Source organism: Actinospica sp. (assembly GCF_035552695.1).
Classification (GTDB): Bacteria; Actinomycetota; Actinomycetes; order Streptomycetales; family Catenulisporaceae; genus Actinospica.
In genome coordinates this window covers 1-15,696 of the sequence record NZ_DASZKT010000245.1, presented here as the reverse complement: position 1 = coordinate 15,696, position 15,696 = coordinate 1, and the positions used below count along the sequence as shown (strand labels likewise).

General features: G+C 70.5%; 7 protein-coding genes. 2 read left to right on the top strand and 5 right to left on the bottom strand.

Annotated elements, in window-relative coordinates; genetic code table 11:
• Positions 1-714: 714 nt before the first annotated feature.
• The 3 genes from VG296_RS27555 to VG296_RS27545 all read right to left on the bottom strand — a co-directional run bounded on the left by VG296_RS27555 (position 715) and on the right by VG296_RS27545 (position 8,596).
• Entirely contained in the window at positions 715-3,285 is a 2,571-nt protein-coding gene (locus VG296_RS27555) for a DNA translocase FtsK (protein WP_325570747.1), read from the bottom strand.
• Between the two features lie 95 nt (positions 3,286-3,380).
• Positions 3,381-4,043: a response regulator gene (locus VG296_RS27550; protein ID WP_325570745.1), complete on the bottom strand. Its 663-nt coding sequence runs from the start codon at positions 4,041-4,043 to the stop codon at positions 3,381-3,383.
• Between the two features lie 44 nt (positions 4,044-4,087).
• A complete protein-coding gene (locus tag VG296_RS27545; RefSeq protein ID WP_325570743.1) occupies positions 4,088-8,596 on the bottom strand; it encodes a HAMP domain-containing protein in 4,509 nt (1,502 codons plus the stop codon).
• Between the two features lie 150 nt (positions 8,597-8,746).
• Between VG296_RS27545 and VG296_RS27540 the strand changes: the two genes are divergently transcribed.
• Both VG296_RS27540 and valS read left to right on the top strand, forming a co-directional pair.
• Positions 8,747-10,948 (top strand): SpoIIE family protein phosphatase, encoded by a 2,202-nt coding sequence (locus VG296_RS27540; RefSeq protein WP_325570741.1) that lies wholly within the window; start codon positions 8,747-8,749, stop codon positions 10,946-10,948.
• A gap of 26 nt (positions 10,949-10,974) precedes the next feature.
• Positions 10,975-13,479, top strand: a complete 2,505-nt coding sequence (valS, locus tag VG296_RS27535; RefSeq protein WP_349259714.1) for a valine--tRNA ligase — start codon at positions 10,975-10,977, stop codon at positions 13,477-13,479.
• A 1-nt stretch (position 13,480) separates the two neighbouring features.
• Here the strand turns inward: valS and VG296_RS27530 are convergent, their stop codons facing one another.
• Both VG296_RS27530 and VG296_RS27525 read right to left on the bottom strand, forming a co-directional pair.
• On the bottom strand, positions 13,481-14,893 hold the full coding sequence (locus VG296_RS27530) for a sugar porter family MFS transporter (protein ID WP_325570737.1): 1,413 nt from the start codon (positions 14,891-14,893) through the stop codon (positions 13,481-13,483).
• A 139-nt stretch (positions 14,894-15,032) separates the two neighbouring features.
• Positions 15,033-15,635, bottom strand: coding sequence for a GTP-binding protein (locus VG296_RS27525; RefSeq protein ID WP_349259713.1), 603 nt, complete (start codon positions 15,633-15,635; stop codon positions 15,033-15,035).
• Positions 15,636-15,696 lie beyond the last annotated feature (61 nt).

Sequence of the window (15,696 nt, the reverse complement as noted above, 5' to 3'; positions counted from 1 at the left end):
GGGCCACCCGTCCCCTCCCGAGCCGTGGATTCCCCCGATTGGCGGGCGCGCGTCCGATCGCCTAACGCCCCGTCAGCGGAAAGGTCACGCATTCCCGACCGACCGAATCGGCACCCGGACCCGACCGTCGAACGGCCGCCGACAGCATCGTGAGATCCAGGCCCTCGATCAGCGCCTCGCGGGACGAGCCGAGCCGCCGGACGCGGCACGGACAGCTCTGCGCTTCCTTCTTCGCCTGTCTAACGCCACCGTTCTCTGCTTGCGCCCGAGCAGATCCCCCCACCGCAGGCCGCCGACGCGAGCCGGGCGCGCTGGGAGCCGGGCGTGGGGCGGGTGGGTGGGGCGCGGACAACTCGCCTTCCCCCGAATACCGGACTCAGCGGCACGAGGCACCGACCACAGAGCAACGACGCGGACAATCGTGACGGCAGTGCCTCACACGCCTGACGAAATCGCGACGCCGAGCCGGGCGAAGCGCGGAACGGCGCAGACCGCTGGCCTACCGCAGGCCGCCGACGCGAGCCGGGCGCGCTGGGAGCCGGGCGTGGGGCGGGTGGGCGGGGCGCGGACAACTCGCCCTCCCACGAACACCGGACCCAGCAGCACCAGGCACCGACCACGCGGCCACGACGCGGACAATCGCGGCGGCAGTGCGTTACGCGCCGGACGAAGGCGGGACTCCGGCTGCGGCGTCCGCGGCCTTCGGGGCGCGGGTCAGGCCTCGGCGTTGAGGGCGTCGAGGACCTGCTGGAGGTCGTCGGGGCGGACGAGCACCTCGCGGGCCTTGGCGCCCTCGCTCGGGCCGACGACGCCGCGCTGTTCGAGGAGGTCCATCAGGCGGCCGGCCTTGGCGAAGCCGACGCGGAGCTTGCGCTGGAGCATCGAGGTCGAGCCGAACTGGCTGGAGACGATCAGCTCGGCGGCCTGGACGAGCAGCTCGAGGTCCTCGCCGATCTCCTCCTCGGGCTTCTTCGCCGCGGCCTGGGTCTCGGTGACGTCGCTGCGGTACTCGGCCTGGAGCTGGGACTTGCAGTGGTCGACGACGGCCGTGATCTCCTCGTCGGAGAGGTACGCGCCCTGGAGGCGGACCGGCTTCGACGCGCCCATCGGCAGGAACAGGGCGTCGCCCTTGCCGACGAGCTTCTCGGCGCCGGGCTGGTCGAGGATGACCCGGGAGTCGGCGAGCGAGGACGTGCCGAACGCCAGCCGTGACGGGACGTTGGCCTTGATCAGGCCCGTGACGACGTCGACGCTCGGGCGCTGGGTCGCGAGCACCAGGTGGATGCCCGCGGCTCGGGCGAGCTGGGTGATGCGGACGATCGAGTCCTCGACGTCCCTCGGCGCGACCATCATCAGGTCGGCCAGCTCGTCCACGATCACCAGCAGGTACGGGTACCTGCGGTACTCGCGGTCGCTGCCGAGCGGGACCTTGATCTTGCCCGCCTCGACCGCGGCGTTGTAGTCGTCGAGGTGCCGGAAGCCGGTCTCGGCGAGGTCGTCGTAGCGCAGCTCCATCTCGCGCACGACCCACTGCAGCGCCTCGGCGGCCTTCTTCGGCGAGGTGATGATCTTGGTGACGAGGTGGGGTACGCCGTCGTACGCGGTCAGCTCGACCCGCTTGGGGTCGACGAGGATCAGCTGCACCTGCTCCGGGGTGGCCCGCATCAGCACCGAGGTGATCAGCGTGTTGATGCAGGTGCTCTTGCCGGCGCCGGTCGCGCCCGCGACGAGGATGTGCGGCATCTTCGTCAGGTTGGCCGTGATGTTCCGGCCCTCGACGTCCTTGCCGAGGCCGACGAGCATCGGGTGCGCATCGGTGGCCGCGTCGCCGGAGCGCAGGATGTCGCCGAGCGAGACCATCTCGCGGTCGGTGTTCGGGATCTCGATGCCGATCGCGCTCTTGCCGGGGATCGGCGACAGGATCCGCACGTCCGCCGAGGCCACCGCGTAGGCGATGTTCTTCGACAGGGCCGTGATGCGCTCCACCTTGACCGCCTGGCCGAGTTCGACCTCGTACCTGGTCACGGTCGGCCCGCGGGTGAAGCCGGTGACCTTGGCGTCCACCACGAACTGGGCGAACACGCCGGTCAGCGCCTCGACGACGGAGTCGTTCGCCTTGGACCTGGCCTTGAGCGGCGCGCCCTGGGCGAGCAGGTCCATCGCCGGGAGCTGATAGTCCTCGCCGCTGAGCAGGGTGACCTGCTCGACGCGCTGCGCGGGGGCGGCCTGCGCCTTCTTGCGGGCCTTCGCCTTCTGTTCCTTCTGCTGCTGCATCGGCAGCGGAAGCAGCACCGTCGGTTCGGCGAGGTCGGGGTCGTCCGGGAGGTTGGGCTGGACCTCGTCATCGGGGACGGGCGGCGCGAGCGGCAGTCCGCGGACGGCCGGGAGCCCGCTCGGCTCCTGCTCGCCGTCGACGCGCGGATCGTCCTCGGGCAGTCGGCCGTGGAACGCGGTGTCCAGCATCCGATCGGCCGTGGAACGCGCGTTGCGCAGCCGGCCGGGGATGCGGTAGACCGGCGTCGCGGTCGTGACCAGCAGGCCGAAGAAGGCCAGCATGACCAGCAGCGGCACGGTGACCCACTGGCTGAACACGGCCGAGAGCGGCGCGGAGGCGAACCAGCCGATCCAGCCCGTGCCGTGCCGCATCGCCTCGGAGCCCATCGAGGGGCGCGGGGCGCCGCGCGCGATGTGCACGATGCCGAGCACGCCGAGGCTCAGGCAGGTCAGGCCGATGGCGATCCGCCCGGCGTCCTCGACCGTCTCCTTCGGGTGCCGCATCACGCGCACCGCGAGGCCGAACAGCAGCAGCGGCACGGCCCACGCGAGGCAGCCGGCGGCACCAGCCACGACCGTGTAGAGGCCGTCGCCCAACCAGCCGGGCATCTTGTGGAATATGGCCGCGCCCACGATGAGGCCGAGCGCGATCAGCAGCAGGCCCCAGCCGTCGCGACGGTGGTCGGGATGCAGGCCGCGCGCCTCGGCGGAGGCGGGCCGGGCGTCCGAATCGGTACGGGCGGCGGGCACGTCGCTGGCCATCCCGGTCTGCGGTCCGGGGTCGCGGCGCCGACGGCCGGTGCGTACCAGGCCGCCGATCCCCCGGCTGGCCCCGAGCCAGAGCACGGACAGGAAGAGCTCGACCGCGCGCACCAGCAGCTCGATCGGTCCCGGGATGGTCGGGGCATTCTTGGCCGAGTTTTTGCCCTTCGCGGACGCGCGAGGCTTGGCGGCGGCCTTCTTGGCCGGACGCTTGGCCTGCGTGCGCTTGGCTGAGGCAGGGGACGGCATGCTTCGAGAGTACTCGAAGATCGCGGCCGGATGCCTGTTCTGATGACACCGGACGCGGCGTCAGAACGGTGCGCGGTACGGCGAAGTATCCGAACTCAGGTCAGGGCGTCGAGCGCGGAGCGCAGCCGGCCGAGCCGGGTGCCCAGTGTGTCGAGGGCGGCGGTGAGGTCGGCGCGCGGAACGGCGGCCTGGTGGTCGCCCTCCCCCTTCGCGCCCGAGCCGGCCGCGAGCCGCTCGAGGCCGTGCACGTTCTCCTCCACGGCCGCGAGCCGCGCCGCGAGCTCGGCGACCAGCCACGCGCCGTCCCGGCCGGCCTCGTCGCGCGCGGCGAGCCGGTCGGCGAGCAGCTGCGCCTGCTCCTTGAGCAGCAGGTTCTTCCGGTGCAGCTCGACGAAGACGGACACCTTCGCGCGCAGGATCCACGGGTCGAAGGGCTTGGCGAGGTAGTCCACCGCGCCCGCCGCGTAGCCGCGGAAGGTGTGGTGCGGGCCGTTGGACACCGCGGTCAGGAAGATGATCGGGATGTCCTTGGTCCGCTCCCGCCGCTTGATGTGCGCGGCGGTCTCGAAGCCGTCGAGGCCGGGCATCTGCACGTCCAGCAGGATCACCGCGAAGTCCTCGGTGAGCAGCGCCTTGAGCGCCTCCTCGCCCGAGGTCGCCCGCACCAGGGTCTGGTCCAGGGCGCCGAGCACGGCCTCGAGGGCGACCAGGTTCTCCGGGCGGTCGTCCACGAGCAGGATCTTCGCCCTTTCGACCATGGGTGGTTCGCCTTCCAGCTCCGGCTGTGGGTGGGTGCCGCCGTCTACCGTACCCGTCCGGGACCATCACTCGCAGTGAGCCAGAGTCTGATCAGGTCGAGCAACTGCCCGGTGACGACCGGTTTCGTCACATATTCGGAGGCGCCGGCGTCGACGGCCTTCTCCCGGTCGCCCTGCATCGCCTTGGCCGTGAGCGCGATGATCGGCAGGTCGGCGAAGCGCTCCATCCGGCGGACGGCGCGCATCGTGGTGTACCCGTCCATCTCGGGCATCATGATGTCCATCAGCACGAGGTCGATCCGGTCGGCGCGCTCGAGCATGTCGATCGCCTCCAGGCCGTTCTCCGCGTAACGCACCGTCAGGCCGTGCTGTTCGAGCACGCTGGTGAGGGCGAAGACGTTGCGCACGTCGTCGTCGACGACGAGCACCACCTCGCCGTCGAAGCGGCCGTTGTAGCGCGGCGCGGGCTCGGCGCCCTGCTGCGAGCGGCGTCCGTTGGCGCTGTTTCCGCCGCCGGAACGCCGGGAGGCCGACGACCCGGCCTCGCCCTGCGCGCCGTGGTCGTCCACGACGCCGAGCATGCCGCGCTGCTCCGGCATCCGCACCCGGGGTACCGAGATCGCCTGGATCGGCGGCTCCAACGGCAGGTACAGCGTGAAGACCGAGCCGCGGCCGAGCGTGGACTGCACGGTGATCGCGCCGCCGAGCAGGTGCGCGATCTCGCGGCTGATGGACAGTCCGAGGCCGGTTCCGCCGTGCTTGCGGCTGATCGTGCCGTCCGCCTGCTGGAAGGCCTCGAAGATGATCCGCAGCTTCTCCTCGGCGATGCCGATGCCGGTGTCGGCGACCTCGAAGACGACGGCCTTGGGCAGCGTCGTGACCTCCTCGCCATCGCCCACGTGGATCTGCTCGGCCACCGAGATGCGCAGCTCGACGGTGCCCTCGCCGGTGAACTTGGTCGCGTTGGACAGCAGGTTGCGCAGCACCTGCTGCAGCCGCTGCTCGTCGGTGTGCAGCTCGGCGGGGGCGCGCGGGTCGAGCCGGACGGCGAAGTCCAGGCCCTTCTCCGCGGTCAGCGGCCGGAAGGTCGCCTCCACGTACTCGACCAGCGAGGACAGTGCTATCGGGGCCGCCTGGACGTCCATCCGGCCCGCCTCGATCTTGGACAGGTCCAGGATGTCGCTGATCAGGCCGAGCAGGTCGGAGCCCGCGCCGTGGATCGTGTCGGCGAACTCGATCTGCTTGGTCGTCAGGTTGCCCTCGTTGTTGTCCGAGAGCAGCCGGGCGAGAATCAGCAGGCTGTTGAGCGGGGTGCGCAGCTCGTGCGACATGTTGGCGAGGAACTCGCTCTTGTACTTGCTCGCCAGCGCCAGCTGGTCGGCGCGCTCCTGCAGCGCCTGCCTGGCCTGCTCGATCTCCGAGTTCTTGACCTCGATGTCCTTGTTCTGCCTGGCCAGCAGCGCGGCCTTCTCGGCGAGCTCGGCGTTCGAGCGGCGCAGTTCCTCCTGCTGGGACTGCAGTTCCTCGGAGCGCTCCTCCAGCTGGGAGGTCAGCTGCCTGGACTTGGCCAGCAGGTCCTCGGTCACCGAGTTCGCGATGATCGTGTTCACCGTGACGCCGACGGACTCCATGATCTGGTTCAGGAAGGCCAGCTGGGTCTCGGTGAACTGCTGGAAGGTGGCGATCTCGATGACCGCGAGCACCTGGTTCTCGAAGAGCACCGGCAGCACGATCAGCGAGGCCGGGTCGGCCGAACCGAGGCCGCTGCCGATCCGCAGGTAGCCCGCCGGGACCTTCGTCAGGTGGATCTGCTTGCGCTGCTCGGCGACCTGGCCGACGAGGCCGTCGCCGAGCCGGAAGGTCTCGCTTTCGCCGTCCGGGGTCACCGCGGCCCGGCCGTAGCCGGCGAGCATCCGCAGCTGGTCCCCCTCGAGCAGGTAGAACGCGCCGTGCTGGGCGTTGACCACCGGGGTGAGCTCGGCCATGATCAGCTGCGCCACGGCCAGCGGGTCACGCTGGCCCTGCATCAGGCTGCTGATGCGGGCCAGGTTGCCCTTGAGCCAGTCCTGGTCCTGGTTGCGCCGGGTGGTCTCGCGCAGGTTGGCGATCATCTGGTTGATGTTGTCCTTCAGCGCGTCCACCTCCCCGGACGCGTCCACGTCGATCTGCTGGGTCAGGTCGCCCTTGGTCACCGCGGTGGCCACCTCGGCGATCGCGCGCACCTGGGTGGTCAGGTTTCCGGCGAGCTGGTTGACGGACTCGGTCAGCCGCTGCCAGGTCCCGGCGACGCCCGGCACGGTGGCCTGGCCGCCGAGCTGGCCCTTGGTGCCGACCTCGTGCGCGACTCGGGTGACCTCGGAGGCGAAGGCGGAGAGCTGGTCGACCATCGTGTTGATGGTGTTCTTCAGCTCCAGGATCTCGCCGCGCACGTCCACGTCGATCTTCTTGGACAGGTCGCCGCGGGCCACGGCCGTGGTCACCATCGCGATGTTGCGGACCTGGCCGGTCAGGTTGTTCGCCATGACGTTGACGGTGTCGGTGAGGTCCTTCCAGGTGCCGGCCACGCCGGGGACCTTGGCCTGACCGCCGAGCTGGCCCTCCGTGCCGACTTCTCGCGCGACTCGGGTCACCTCGTCCGCGAACGCCGACAGCTGATCCACCATCGCGTTGATGGTGCTCTTCAGCTCCAGCACCTCGCCGCGCGCGTCGACGTCGATCTTCTCGGACAAATCGCCCCGCGCCACCGCGATGGCCACCTGCGCGATGCCTCGCACCTGGGTGGTCAGGTTGGAGGCCATGACGTTGACGGTGTCGGTCAGGTCCTTCCAGATGCCCGCGACGCCGCGCACGTGCGCCTGGCCGCCCAACTGGCCCTCGGTACCGACTTCTCGGGCGACTCGGGTCACCTCGTCGGCGAACGCGGACAGCTGATCCACCATCGTGTTGACGGTGTCCTTCAGCTGGAGGATCTCGCCGCGCGCGTCGACGGTGATCTTCTGCGACAGGTCGCCCTGCGCCACCGCCGTCGTGACCAGCGCGATGTTACGCACCTGGCTCGTCAGGTTCGACGCCATCGAGTTCACCGAGTACGTGAGCTCTTCCCAGACCCCTGCGACGCCCGGCACGGTCGCCTGGCCGCCGAGCTGGCCCTCCGTACCGACTTCTCGCGCGACTCGGGTCACCTCGTCCGCGAACGCGGACAGCTGATCCACCATCGCGTTGACGGTCTTCTTCAGCTCCAGCACCTCGCCGGACGCGTCGACCTCGATCTTCTTGGACAGGTCGCCCTGCGCCACCGCCGTCGTGACCAGCGCGATGTTACGCACCTGGCCGGTCAGGTTCGACGCCATCGAGTTGACGGAGTTCGTCAGGTCCTTCCAGGTGCCGCCCACGCCCGGAACCCAGGCCTGGCCGCCCAATCGGCCCTCGGTACCGACCTCGCGGGCGACTCGGGTCACCTCGTCGGCGAAGGTGGAGAGCTGGTCGACCATCGAGTTGATGGTCTCCTTGAGGTCAAGCATCTCGCCGGCGACCTCGACGGTGATCTTCTGCGACAGGTCGCCCTCGGCCACGGCGGTGGTGACGCCGGCTATGTCCCGCACCTGGGCGGTCAGGTTCAGCGCCGCGGAGTTCACCGAGTCGGTGAGGTCGCGCCAGATGCCGTCGGCGCCGGGCACCTGGGCCTGGCCGCCGAGCCGTCCCTCGGTGCCGAGCTCGCGGGTGACGCGGATCACCTCGGAGGCGAAACCGGAGAGCTGGTCCACCATCGAGTTGATCGTCGACTTCAGCTCGTCCATCACACCGGCCGCGGGGCCCTCGACCTTGCGGGACAGGTCGCCGCCGGCCACCGCCGTCGTCACCCGCAGCAGCTCGTGCACCTGCGCGCCGAGCCGGGACCAGGTCTGCTCCATCGAGCCGATCAGGGTGGACCACTCGCCGGGGAACTGCCCGGCCCGCGGGCCGGCGGCGGGCGGCGCGCCGGTGCGTCCGGCGAACTGGCCGGGACCGACCTCCTCGCCGGCGACCTGCCGGGTCATCCACTCGATGGCCTCGTGCAGCTGCCGCTGCTGGATCGTGAGGCGATTCACACCGCGCACGTGCCGCAGCATGTCCCCGCGCAGGGTCCTGCCGTCCACCTGGTGGTCCACCGGGACGGCCGCGGCCTCGCGCAGCTTGCCCTCGGCGAGCAGCTCGACGACCTGGCTGGTCTCCTGGATCGGCAGCACCAGGTTGTCCAGCATCCCGTTGACCGACTCGACGGTGCGCTGCCAGGAGCCGCCGCCCGGGCCCGGCGCCATCCTGGCGCCGATCCGCCCGTCGCGGCCCACCGCCTTCGACACCCGGCCGAGTTCGGCGTGCAGGGCCTGCTCACGGTCCACGATCTCGTTGACCACGGCCGCGAGCTGGGCGATCGGGGAGCCGGGGCGCACGTCGAGCCGCCGGCGCAGATCGCCGTCCCGGACCGAGCGCAGCGTGCGAAGCGCCTCGGCCAACTCGACCGCGGTCGCCTCGTCCACCGCCGCATCTGCCATGCTCGTCGCGCGCTGCGTCATCGGCACTCCTCCGACTCGCCCGGTGGTGGTCGGGCAAGGTTGTACTTCCCGCGTTGCGGCGTCCGTCCTTGTATCGTATGCCGTCCGCCGACGCCGTTGTCCTGATTCAATCCGAAATACAGCGGCGGTATTCGTTCTACACTGCACGTCGTGAGCCAGTCCCGAGCCGCCCAGTTCGCCGTCGTGCCCGAGGCGGCCAACCGGGCGCGCCACTTCGTCCGGGAAACCCTGACGGAATGGGGCAAGTCCGGCGAATTCGGACTGGAGTCGGTGCTGGACGACGCCCTGCTGCTCACCAGCGAGCTGGTGACCAACGCCGTCGTGCACGCGGGCACCGCTGCCTCGGTGCAGTGCGAGCTGCGCCCCGGGGCCGACGGTGTGCCCGCCGGGATCCGGGTCGAGGTGGCCGACCGGCATCCGAGCAAGCCCCTGCCCGCGCTGGCCGGGCCGGAAACCACGCGCGCCACCGTCGAGAAGGGCGAGTCGGAGCACGGCTACGGGCTGTATCTGATCAGCTACCTCGCGGACGCCTGGGGCGTGCAGTACTCGCGCGGCGCCAAGCAGGTCTGGTTCGAGCTGCGGCTGCCCGGCGGCGATCCCGGCCCGGCCGACGCGCTGCCCCCGGTGCCGGCCGCCCAGGCCGCGGACGACCTGCCGCCCTGGGACCCGCACAGCATCGAGGAGCTGGACGAGCACCTGCGCGGGGTCGCCGAGCACATCAGGAACCTGTTCGAGATGGACTCCGCGGTGATCCTGCTGGCCGAGGACGACGCGCCGGGCACGCTCCGGCTGCGCGCCGCCGCCGGGGTGCGCGCGGGCTCGCTGCCCCCGGTCACCCAGTCGCCGAGCGCGGCGAGCCGGATCGACCTGTCCGCCTTCCCGGCCGTCTACCCGGACCTCGCCGGTCCCGGGGACCACTCCAGCGCGCTGGTCGCGGCGCTGGCCGAGCTCGGACTGCGTTCGCTGGCCACCGCCCCGCTGGCGGTCGGCGGGCGCACCACCGGCCTGATCGCCGTCGCCGACCACGCGCCGGGCCGGTTCGGCGACCCGGACGCGCTGCGGCTGGCCGCGGAGGCCGAGCGGATCGCGCTGACCGTGGAGACCGCGCGGCTCGCGGAGGCCGGGCAGAGCCGCCGTGCCGCGCTGTCCTTCCTGGCCGAGGCGGGCGAACTGCTCGCCGGGTCGCTGGATCCGGAGCGCACGCTCGCGCTGGCCGCGCAACTGCTGGTGCCCTCGCTGGCCCGCTGGTGCGCGATCTACCGGCGCGACGAGACGGGGCGCGAGAAGCCCGCGCTGGTCTGGCACGCCGACGAGGAGATGTACGACGCGCTGGCCGAGGCCGTGCGCGCGTCCGGCGAGCCGGAGCCGGGAACCGACGGCGGACTCTGGCCCGCCACCGCGGCCGACGCGCTGCGGCCCGGCGAACTGCTGGTGCTTCCGCTGGAGGCGCGCGGCCGCCCGCTCGGCACGATAGCGCTGGCGACGCAGCCGGGCGCGAGCTTCGCCAGGGACGCCGCGGATCTGGCCTGGGACCTGGCCAGGCGGATCTCGGTGACGTACGACGCCGCGCTGTCCTACGCCGAGCTGCGGCGCACCGCCAACCTGCTGCAGGCCTCGCTGCTGCCGCCGGAGATCCCGCGGGTGGCCGGGGCCGACATCGCCGTGTTCTACCATCCGGCCGGGCAGGACGGGGCGAGCGCGGACCGGGCGTACGACACGATGGTCGGCGGCGACTTCTACGACGTGTTCGAGATCCGGCAGGGCTGCTGGGGACTGGCGATCGGCGACGTGTGCGGCACCGGCCCGCAGGCGGCGGCCGTCACCGGCCTGGCCAGGCACGCGCTGCGGCTGCTGGCCCGCGAGGGCCTGCGTCCCTCGACCGTGATACACCGGCTGAACCAGGCGATCCTGGACGAGGGCGAGCGCGGCAGGTTCCTGACCCTGGTCTACGCCGAGGCCGAACCGCAGCCGGACGGCTCGCTCAGCCTCGCGCTGATCTGCGCCGGACACCCGCCGCCGCTGATCCTGCGGGCCGGCGGGGTCGTCGAGATCTCGGCGTCCTCGCAGCCGCTGCTCGGAGTAATCGATGGCGATCCGGGCTTCCACATCGATACCGTCGTGCTCCGGCCCGGCGACGCGCTGCTCGGCTACACCGACGGCGCGTCGGAGCGCCGGGGCGCCGGCCGGGTCATGCTGGGCGACGAGGGCATGGCCCGGATGCTCGCCGACTGCAAGGCGCTGTCCGCCGCCGGGATCACCGCGCGGATCCAGCGCGGCGTCGAGCAGTTCGGCGAGGGCCCGCTGAGCGACGACATGGCGCTGCTCGCCCTGAAGGCAGCGCCGATCAGGTAACCGAGCGAAGGGAGACCGGGGTGCCGATTCCGGAGCGTCCATCCGTCGACGGATTGGACGAGAAGTGGTCGAAGGTCTGGGCCGAGGCCGGGACCTACCGCTTCGTAGCCCCGGAGTCGCGCGAGCAGGTCTACTCGATCGACACCCCGCCGCCGACGGTCTCGGGCTCGCTGCACGTCGGGCACGTGTTCTCCTACACGCACACGGATCTGATCGCGCGTTACCAGCGGATGCGCGGCAAGCGGGTGTTCTACCCGATGGGCTGGGACGACAACGGCCTGCCCACCGAGCGCCGCGTGCAGAACCACTTCGGCGTGCGCTGCGAGCCCTCGCTGCCCTACGACCCGGAGTTCACTCCCCCGCCGCCGCTCACGAAGAAGGACGAGCGGCCGGTGCTGCCGCTCTCCCGGCGCAATTTCATCGAGCTCTGCGAAACGCTGACCGTGCAGGACGAGCGTGCGTTCGAGCACCTGTGGCGTCGCCTCGGCCTCTCGGTGGACTGGTCGCGGACCTACACGACGATCGGGGCGCGCGCCCGGAAGGTCGCGCAGACCGGCTTCCTGCGGCTGCTGGCCAAGGGCGAGATGTACCAGTCCGAGGCGCCGACCATGTGGGACGTGGACTTCCAGACCGCGGTCTCGAACGCGGAGATGGAGGACCGCGAGCGGGCCTCGGCGTATCACCGGCTGCGTTTCACCGCGGCCGGTGCGCCGTTGTTCATCGAGACGACACGGCCGGAGCTGCTACCCGCGTGCGTCGCGCTCGTCGCCCACCCGGATGACGAGCGGTACCAAGGGCTTTTCGGCACTGAGGCGACGACCCCGCTGTTCGGAGTGCGGGTCCCGGTGCTCGCGCATCCGCTGGCCCAGCCGGACAAGGGATCCGGAATCGCCATGGTGTGCACCTTCGGCGACCAGACCGACATCCAATGGTGGCGCGAACTCGGTCTGGCGACGCGGACGATCGTCGGCCGCGACGGCAGGCTGCAGGAACTCGATTTCGGCGCGCTGCCGTGCGCGGACCCGGCGGCGGCTCGGCAGGCGTACGACGCGCTGGTCGGCCTGAGCACCACGCGGGCCCGCAAGGCGATCCTCGGGCTGCTTGGCGAGGGCGGGTTCGTCGACGGCGAGCCGCGGCCGATCACGCATCCGGTGAAGTACTACGAGAAGGGCGACCGGCCGCTGGAGATCGTCTCCTCGCGGCAGTGGTTCATCCGCACGATGGCGCACCGGGACGAGTTGCTGGCCCGTGGCGCGCAGATCACCTGGCACCCGGCGTTCATGAAGGCCCGGTACGACGACTGGGTCTCCGGGCTGGCCGCGGACTGGCTGATCTCCCGTCAGCGCTACTTCGGCGTCCCGTTCCCGCTCTGGTATCCGCTCGACGCCGACGGACAGCCCGACTACGCACGGCCGATCGCGCCGGACGAGGCTGAGCTGCCGGTGGATCCGCAGAGCGCGGCGCCCACCGGATACACCGAGGCGCAGCGGAACGTGCCCGGCGGATTCGCCGGTGAGCCCGACATCATGGACACGTGGGCCACGTCCTCACTCACCCCGCAGTTGGCGACCGGCTGGCTTGAGGACCCCGAACTGCATGCGCTGACGTACCCGATGGATCTTCGTCCGCAGGCCCACGAGATCATCCGGACCTGGCTGTTCTCCACGGTGGTGCGCTCGCTGCTGGAGGCCGACGCGACTCCATGGCGGCACGCCGCGCTTTCCGGCTGGATCCTGGACCCGGACCGCAAGAAGATGTCGAAGTCGCAGGGCAACGTCGTGACGCCGGAGCACCTGATCGACGAGTACGGGGCCGACGGCGTGCGCTACTGGGCCGCGCTCGGCCGGCCCGGGACCGATACCGCCTTCGAGCCGCGGCAGATGAAGGTCGGCAGGCGGCTGGCGACGAAGGTGCTGAACGCGGCGAAATTCGTGTACGGCTTCGAGGCGGCCGCACCGGGCTCGGTCGTCGCGGACCCGCTGGACGCGGCGCTGATCGACGCCCTGAAGGCGACCGTCGCCGAGGCCACCGCGGCTTTCGACGCGTACGAATACACCACCGCGTTGGCCGCGACCGAGCGCTTGTTCTGGACCTTCTGCGACGACTACGTGGAGCTGGTCAAGGAGCGTGCCTACGCGGGATCCGACTCGGCTCGGTTGACGCTGCGGCTGGTCCTCGGCGCGCTGCTGCGGCTGCTCGCGCCGTTCCTGCCGTACGCGACGCAGGAGGTGTGGTCCTGGACGCATCAGGACTCGATCCACACCGCCGCGTGGCCGACGGCGGCGGAATTCGAGTCCGTGGACGGCGATCGTCGGTTGCTGGACGTGGCCTCGGCCGCGATCGGCGCCGTGCGCAAGGCGAAGACGGACGCGAAGCTCTCGATGCGGACCGAGGTCCCGTCGGTGGTGCTGGGAGCGCCCGCCGGATCCGCGGAGCGGATCCGCGAGTTCGAGTCGGACCTCCGGGCAGCGGGCCGCCTCGGCGCGGTCGACTACGCCGAGGCGGACGAGCTCGTGGTGACTCTGGGCTGAATCAGCCCATTTCTTCCAGCGACTTGCCCTTCGTCTCCCTGACGAACTTGACGATGAACGGGAACGACAGGAACGCGAAGCAGGCGTAGATGATGTAGGACCCGGACAGCGACCAGCGGCTCATGGTCGGGAAGGACTGGGAGATCGCGAAGTTGGCCACCCACTGGAAGGCCGCCGCGACCGACAGCGCCAGGGCCCTGATCTTGTTCGGGAACATCTCGCCGAGCAGCACCCAGACCACGACGCCCCAGGACATCGCGAAGAAGAACACGTAGACGTGCGCGCCGACGATCGCCGTCGTGCCGTACCCCTTCGAGATCGACGCGACGGCCGTGGCCTTGTCCACGTGCGAGAAGGCCCAGGCGACGACGCCGAGCGAGACGGTCATGCCCGCGGAGCCGATCAGCGCCAGCGGTTTGCGGCCGATCCGGTCGATCACCGAGATCGCGACGACCGTGCCGATCACGTTCACGATCGAGGTGGACACCGACAGCAGCAGCGAGTTCGAGACGTTGTAACCGACCGACTGCCACAGCAGCGAGGAGTAGTAGAAGATCACGTTGATGCCGACGAACTGCTGGAAGACCGACAGGCCGATACCGACCAGCACGATCGGCAGCACGAAGCCGTTGGGGCCGAGCAGATTGCGGAAGCCGGGCTTGTGCTCGGAGGCGAGCACCGCGTGGATGTCCGCGATCCGGCCCTCGATGTCGATGTTCGGGCCCTCGACCTTGGTGAGCACCTCGACGGCCTGGTCGTGCTTGTTGTTGGCGATCAGGTAGCGCGGCGACTCCGGGACGAGCAGTGCGAGCAGGCCGTAGAGCAGCGCGGGGAAGGCCTCGATGATCAGCATCCAGCGCCAGGCCTGCAGGCCCCACAGGTTGTTGGTGGTCTGGCCGTTGGCAGCTTGGCTGAGCCCGTAGTTGATCAGCTGCGAGATGAAGATGCCGAGCACGATCGCCATCTGCTGCAGCGAGCCGAGCCGGCCGCGGTACTGCGGCGGGGCCACCTCGGCGATGTAGGCCGGCGCGATGACCGAGGCGATGCCGATGCCCATGCCGCCGATGATGCGCCAGATGGACAGGTCGACGATGCTGACGGCGAGTCCGGAGAAGACGCCGGAGATCACGAACAGGACCGCGGCGATCAGCATCACCTTCACCCGGCCGATCCGGTCCGCGAGCGAACCGGCGAACCAGGCGCCGAAGGCCGAGCCGAGCAGCGCCGAGGCCACCGCGAACCCGGTCTGGTTGGAGCCCACGTTGAAGTGCTTCTGGATGCCGGTGACCGCCCCGTTGATCACGGAGCTGTCATAGCCGAACAGGAAGCCGCCCATCGCCGCCGCGGCCGCGATGAACACCACGTAGCCGAAGTGCTCCTCGCCCTTTTGGACGTTCGTCGTCATCGTCGCCATGCTCGGACGGTAACCCGCGCGGCCGCGGACTAACCTCCTGCGGCGTCCGATCGAGTGAGCACACACATACCCCCGGCCCGCTCCGGACGGTGGGGAGCGGGCCGGGGGTACGTCGTGCTGTTCGGTCGTGCTGTGCTGTTCAGCGCATCGCGGCGAAGCGGGACATGGCGTGTTCCACCAGCCGGATCAGCGTGAGCTTCGTCGACTCCCGCGACCGAGCGTCGCAGGTCACGATGGGCACGTCGGTCGGCACCGAAAGGGCCTCGCGCACGTCGTCCATCTCGTGGCTGAGCACTCCGTCGAAGCAGTTGACCGCGATGATGTACGGCAGCGCCGCGTCCTCGAAGTAGTCGATCGCGGCGAAGCAGTCGGCCAGCCGGCGGGTGTCGACCAGCACCACGGCGCCGATGGCCCCGCGGGTCAGGTCGTCCCACATGAACCAGAATCTGTTCTGCCCGGGGGTGCCGAACAGGTACAGGATCAGTTCGCGGTCCAGCGATACGCGGCCGAAGTCCATGGCCACGGTGGTCGTTGTCTTGTCCGGGACCTTCGACAGGTCGTCGATGCCGTCGCTCGCCGCCGTCATGACCGCCTCGGTGGTCAGCGGGTTGATCTCGGAGACGGCACCGACGAACGTGGTCTTGCCGACTCCGAACCCGCCTGCCACGACGATCTTGACCGAAGTGGTCGGCCCCGAAGGCGCGGGCGCGGCGTAGCCCGGGCTAGAGGTTGCGAAGTCCAAGGAGCACCCTTTCCAGAAGCGCGAGGTCGGGCTTGCCTTCGGCGGTGCCCGGCTGCTGAAC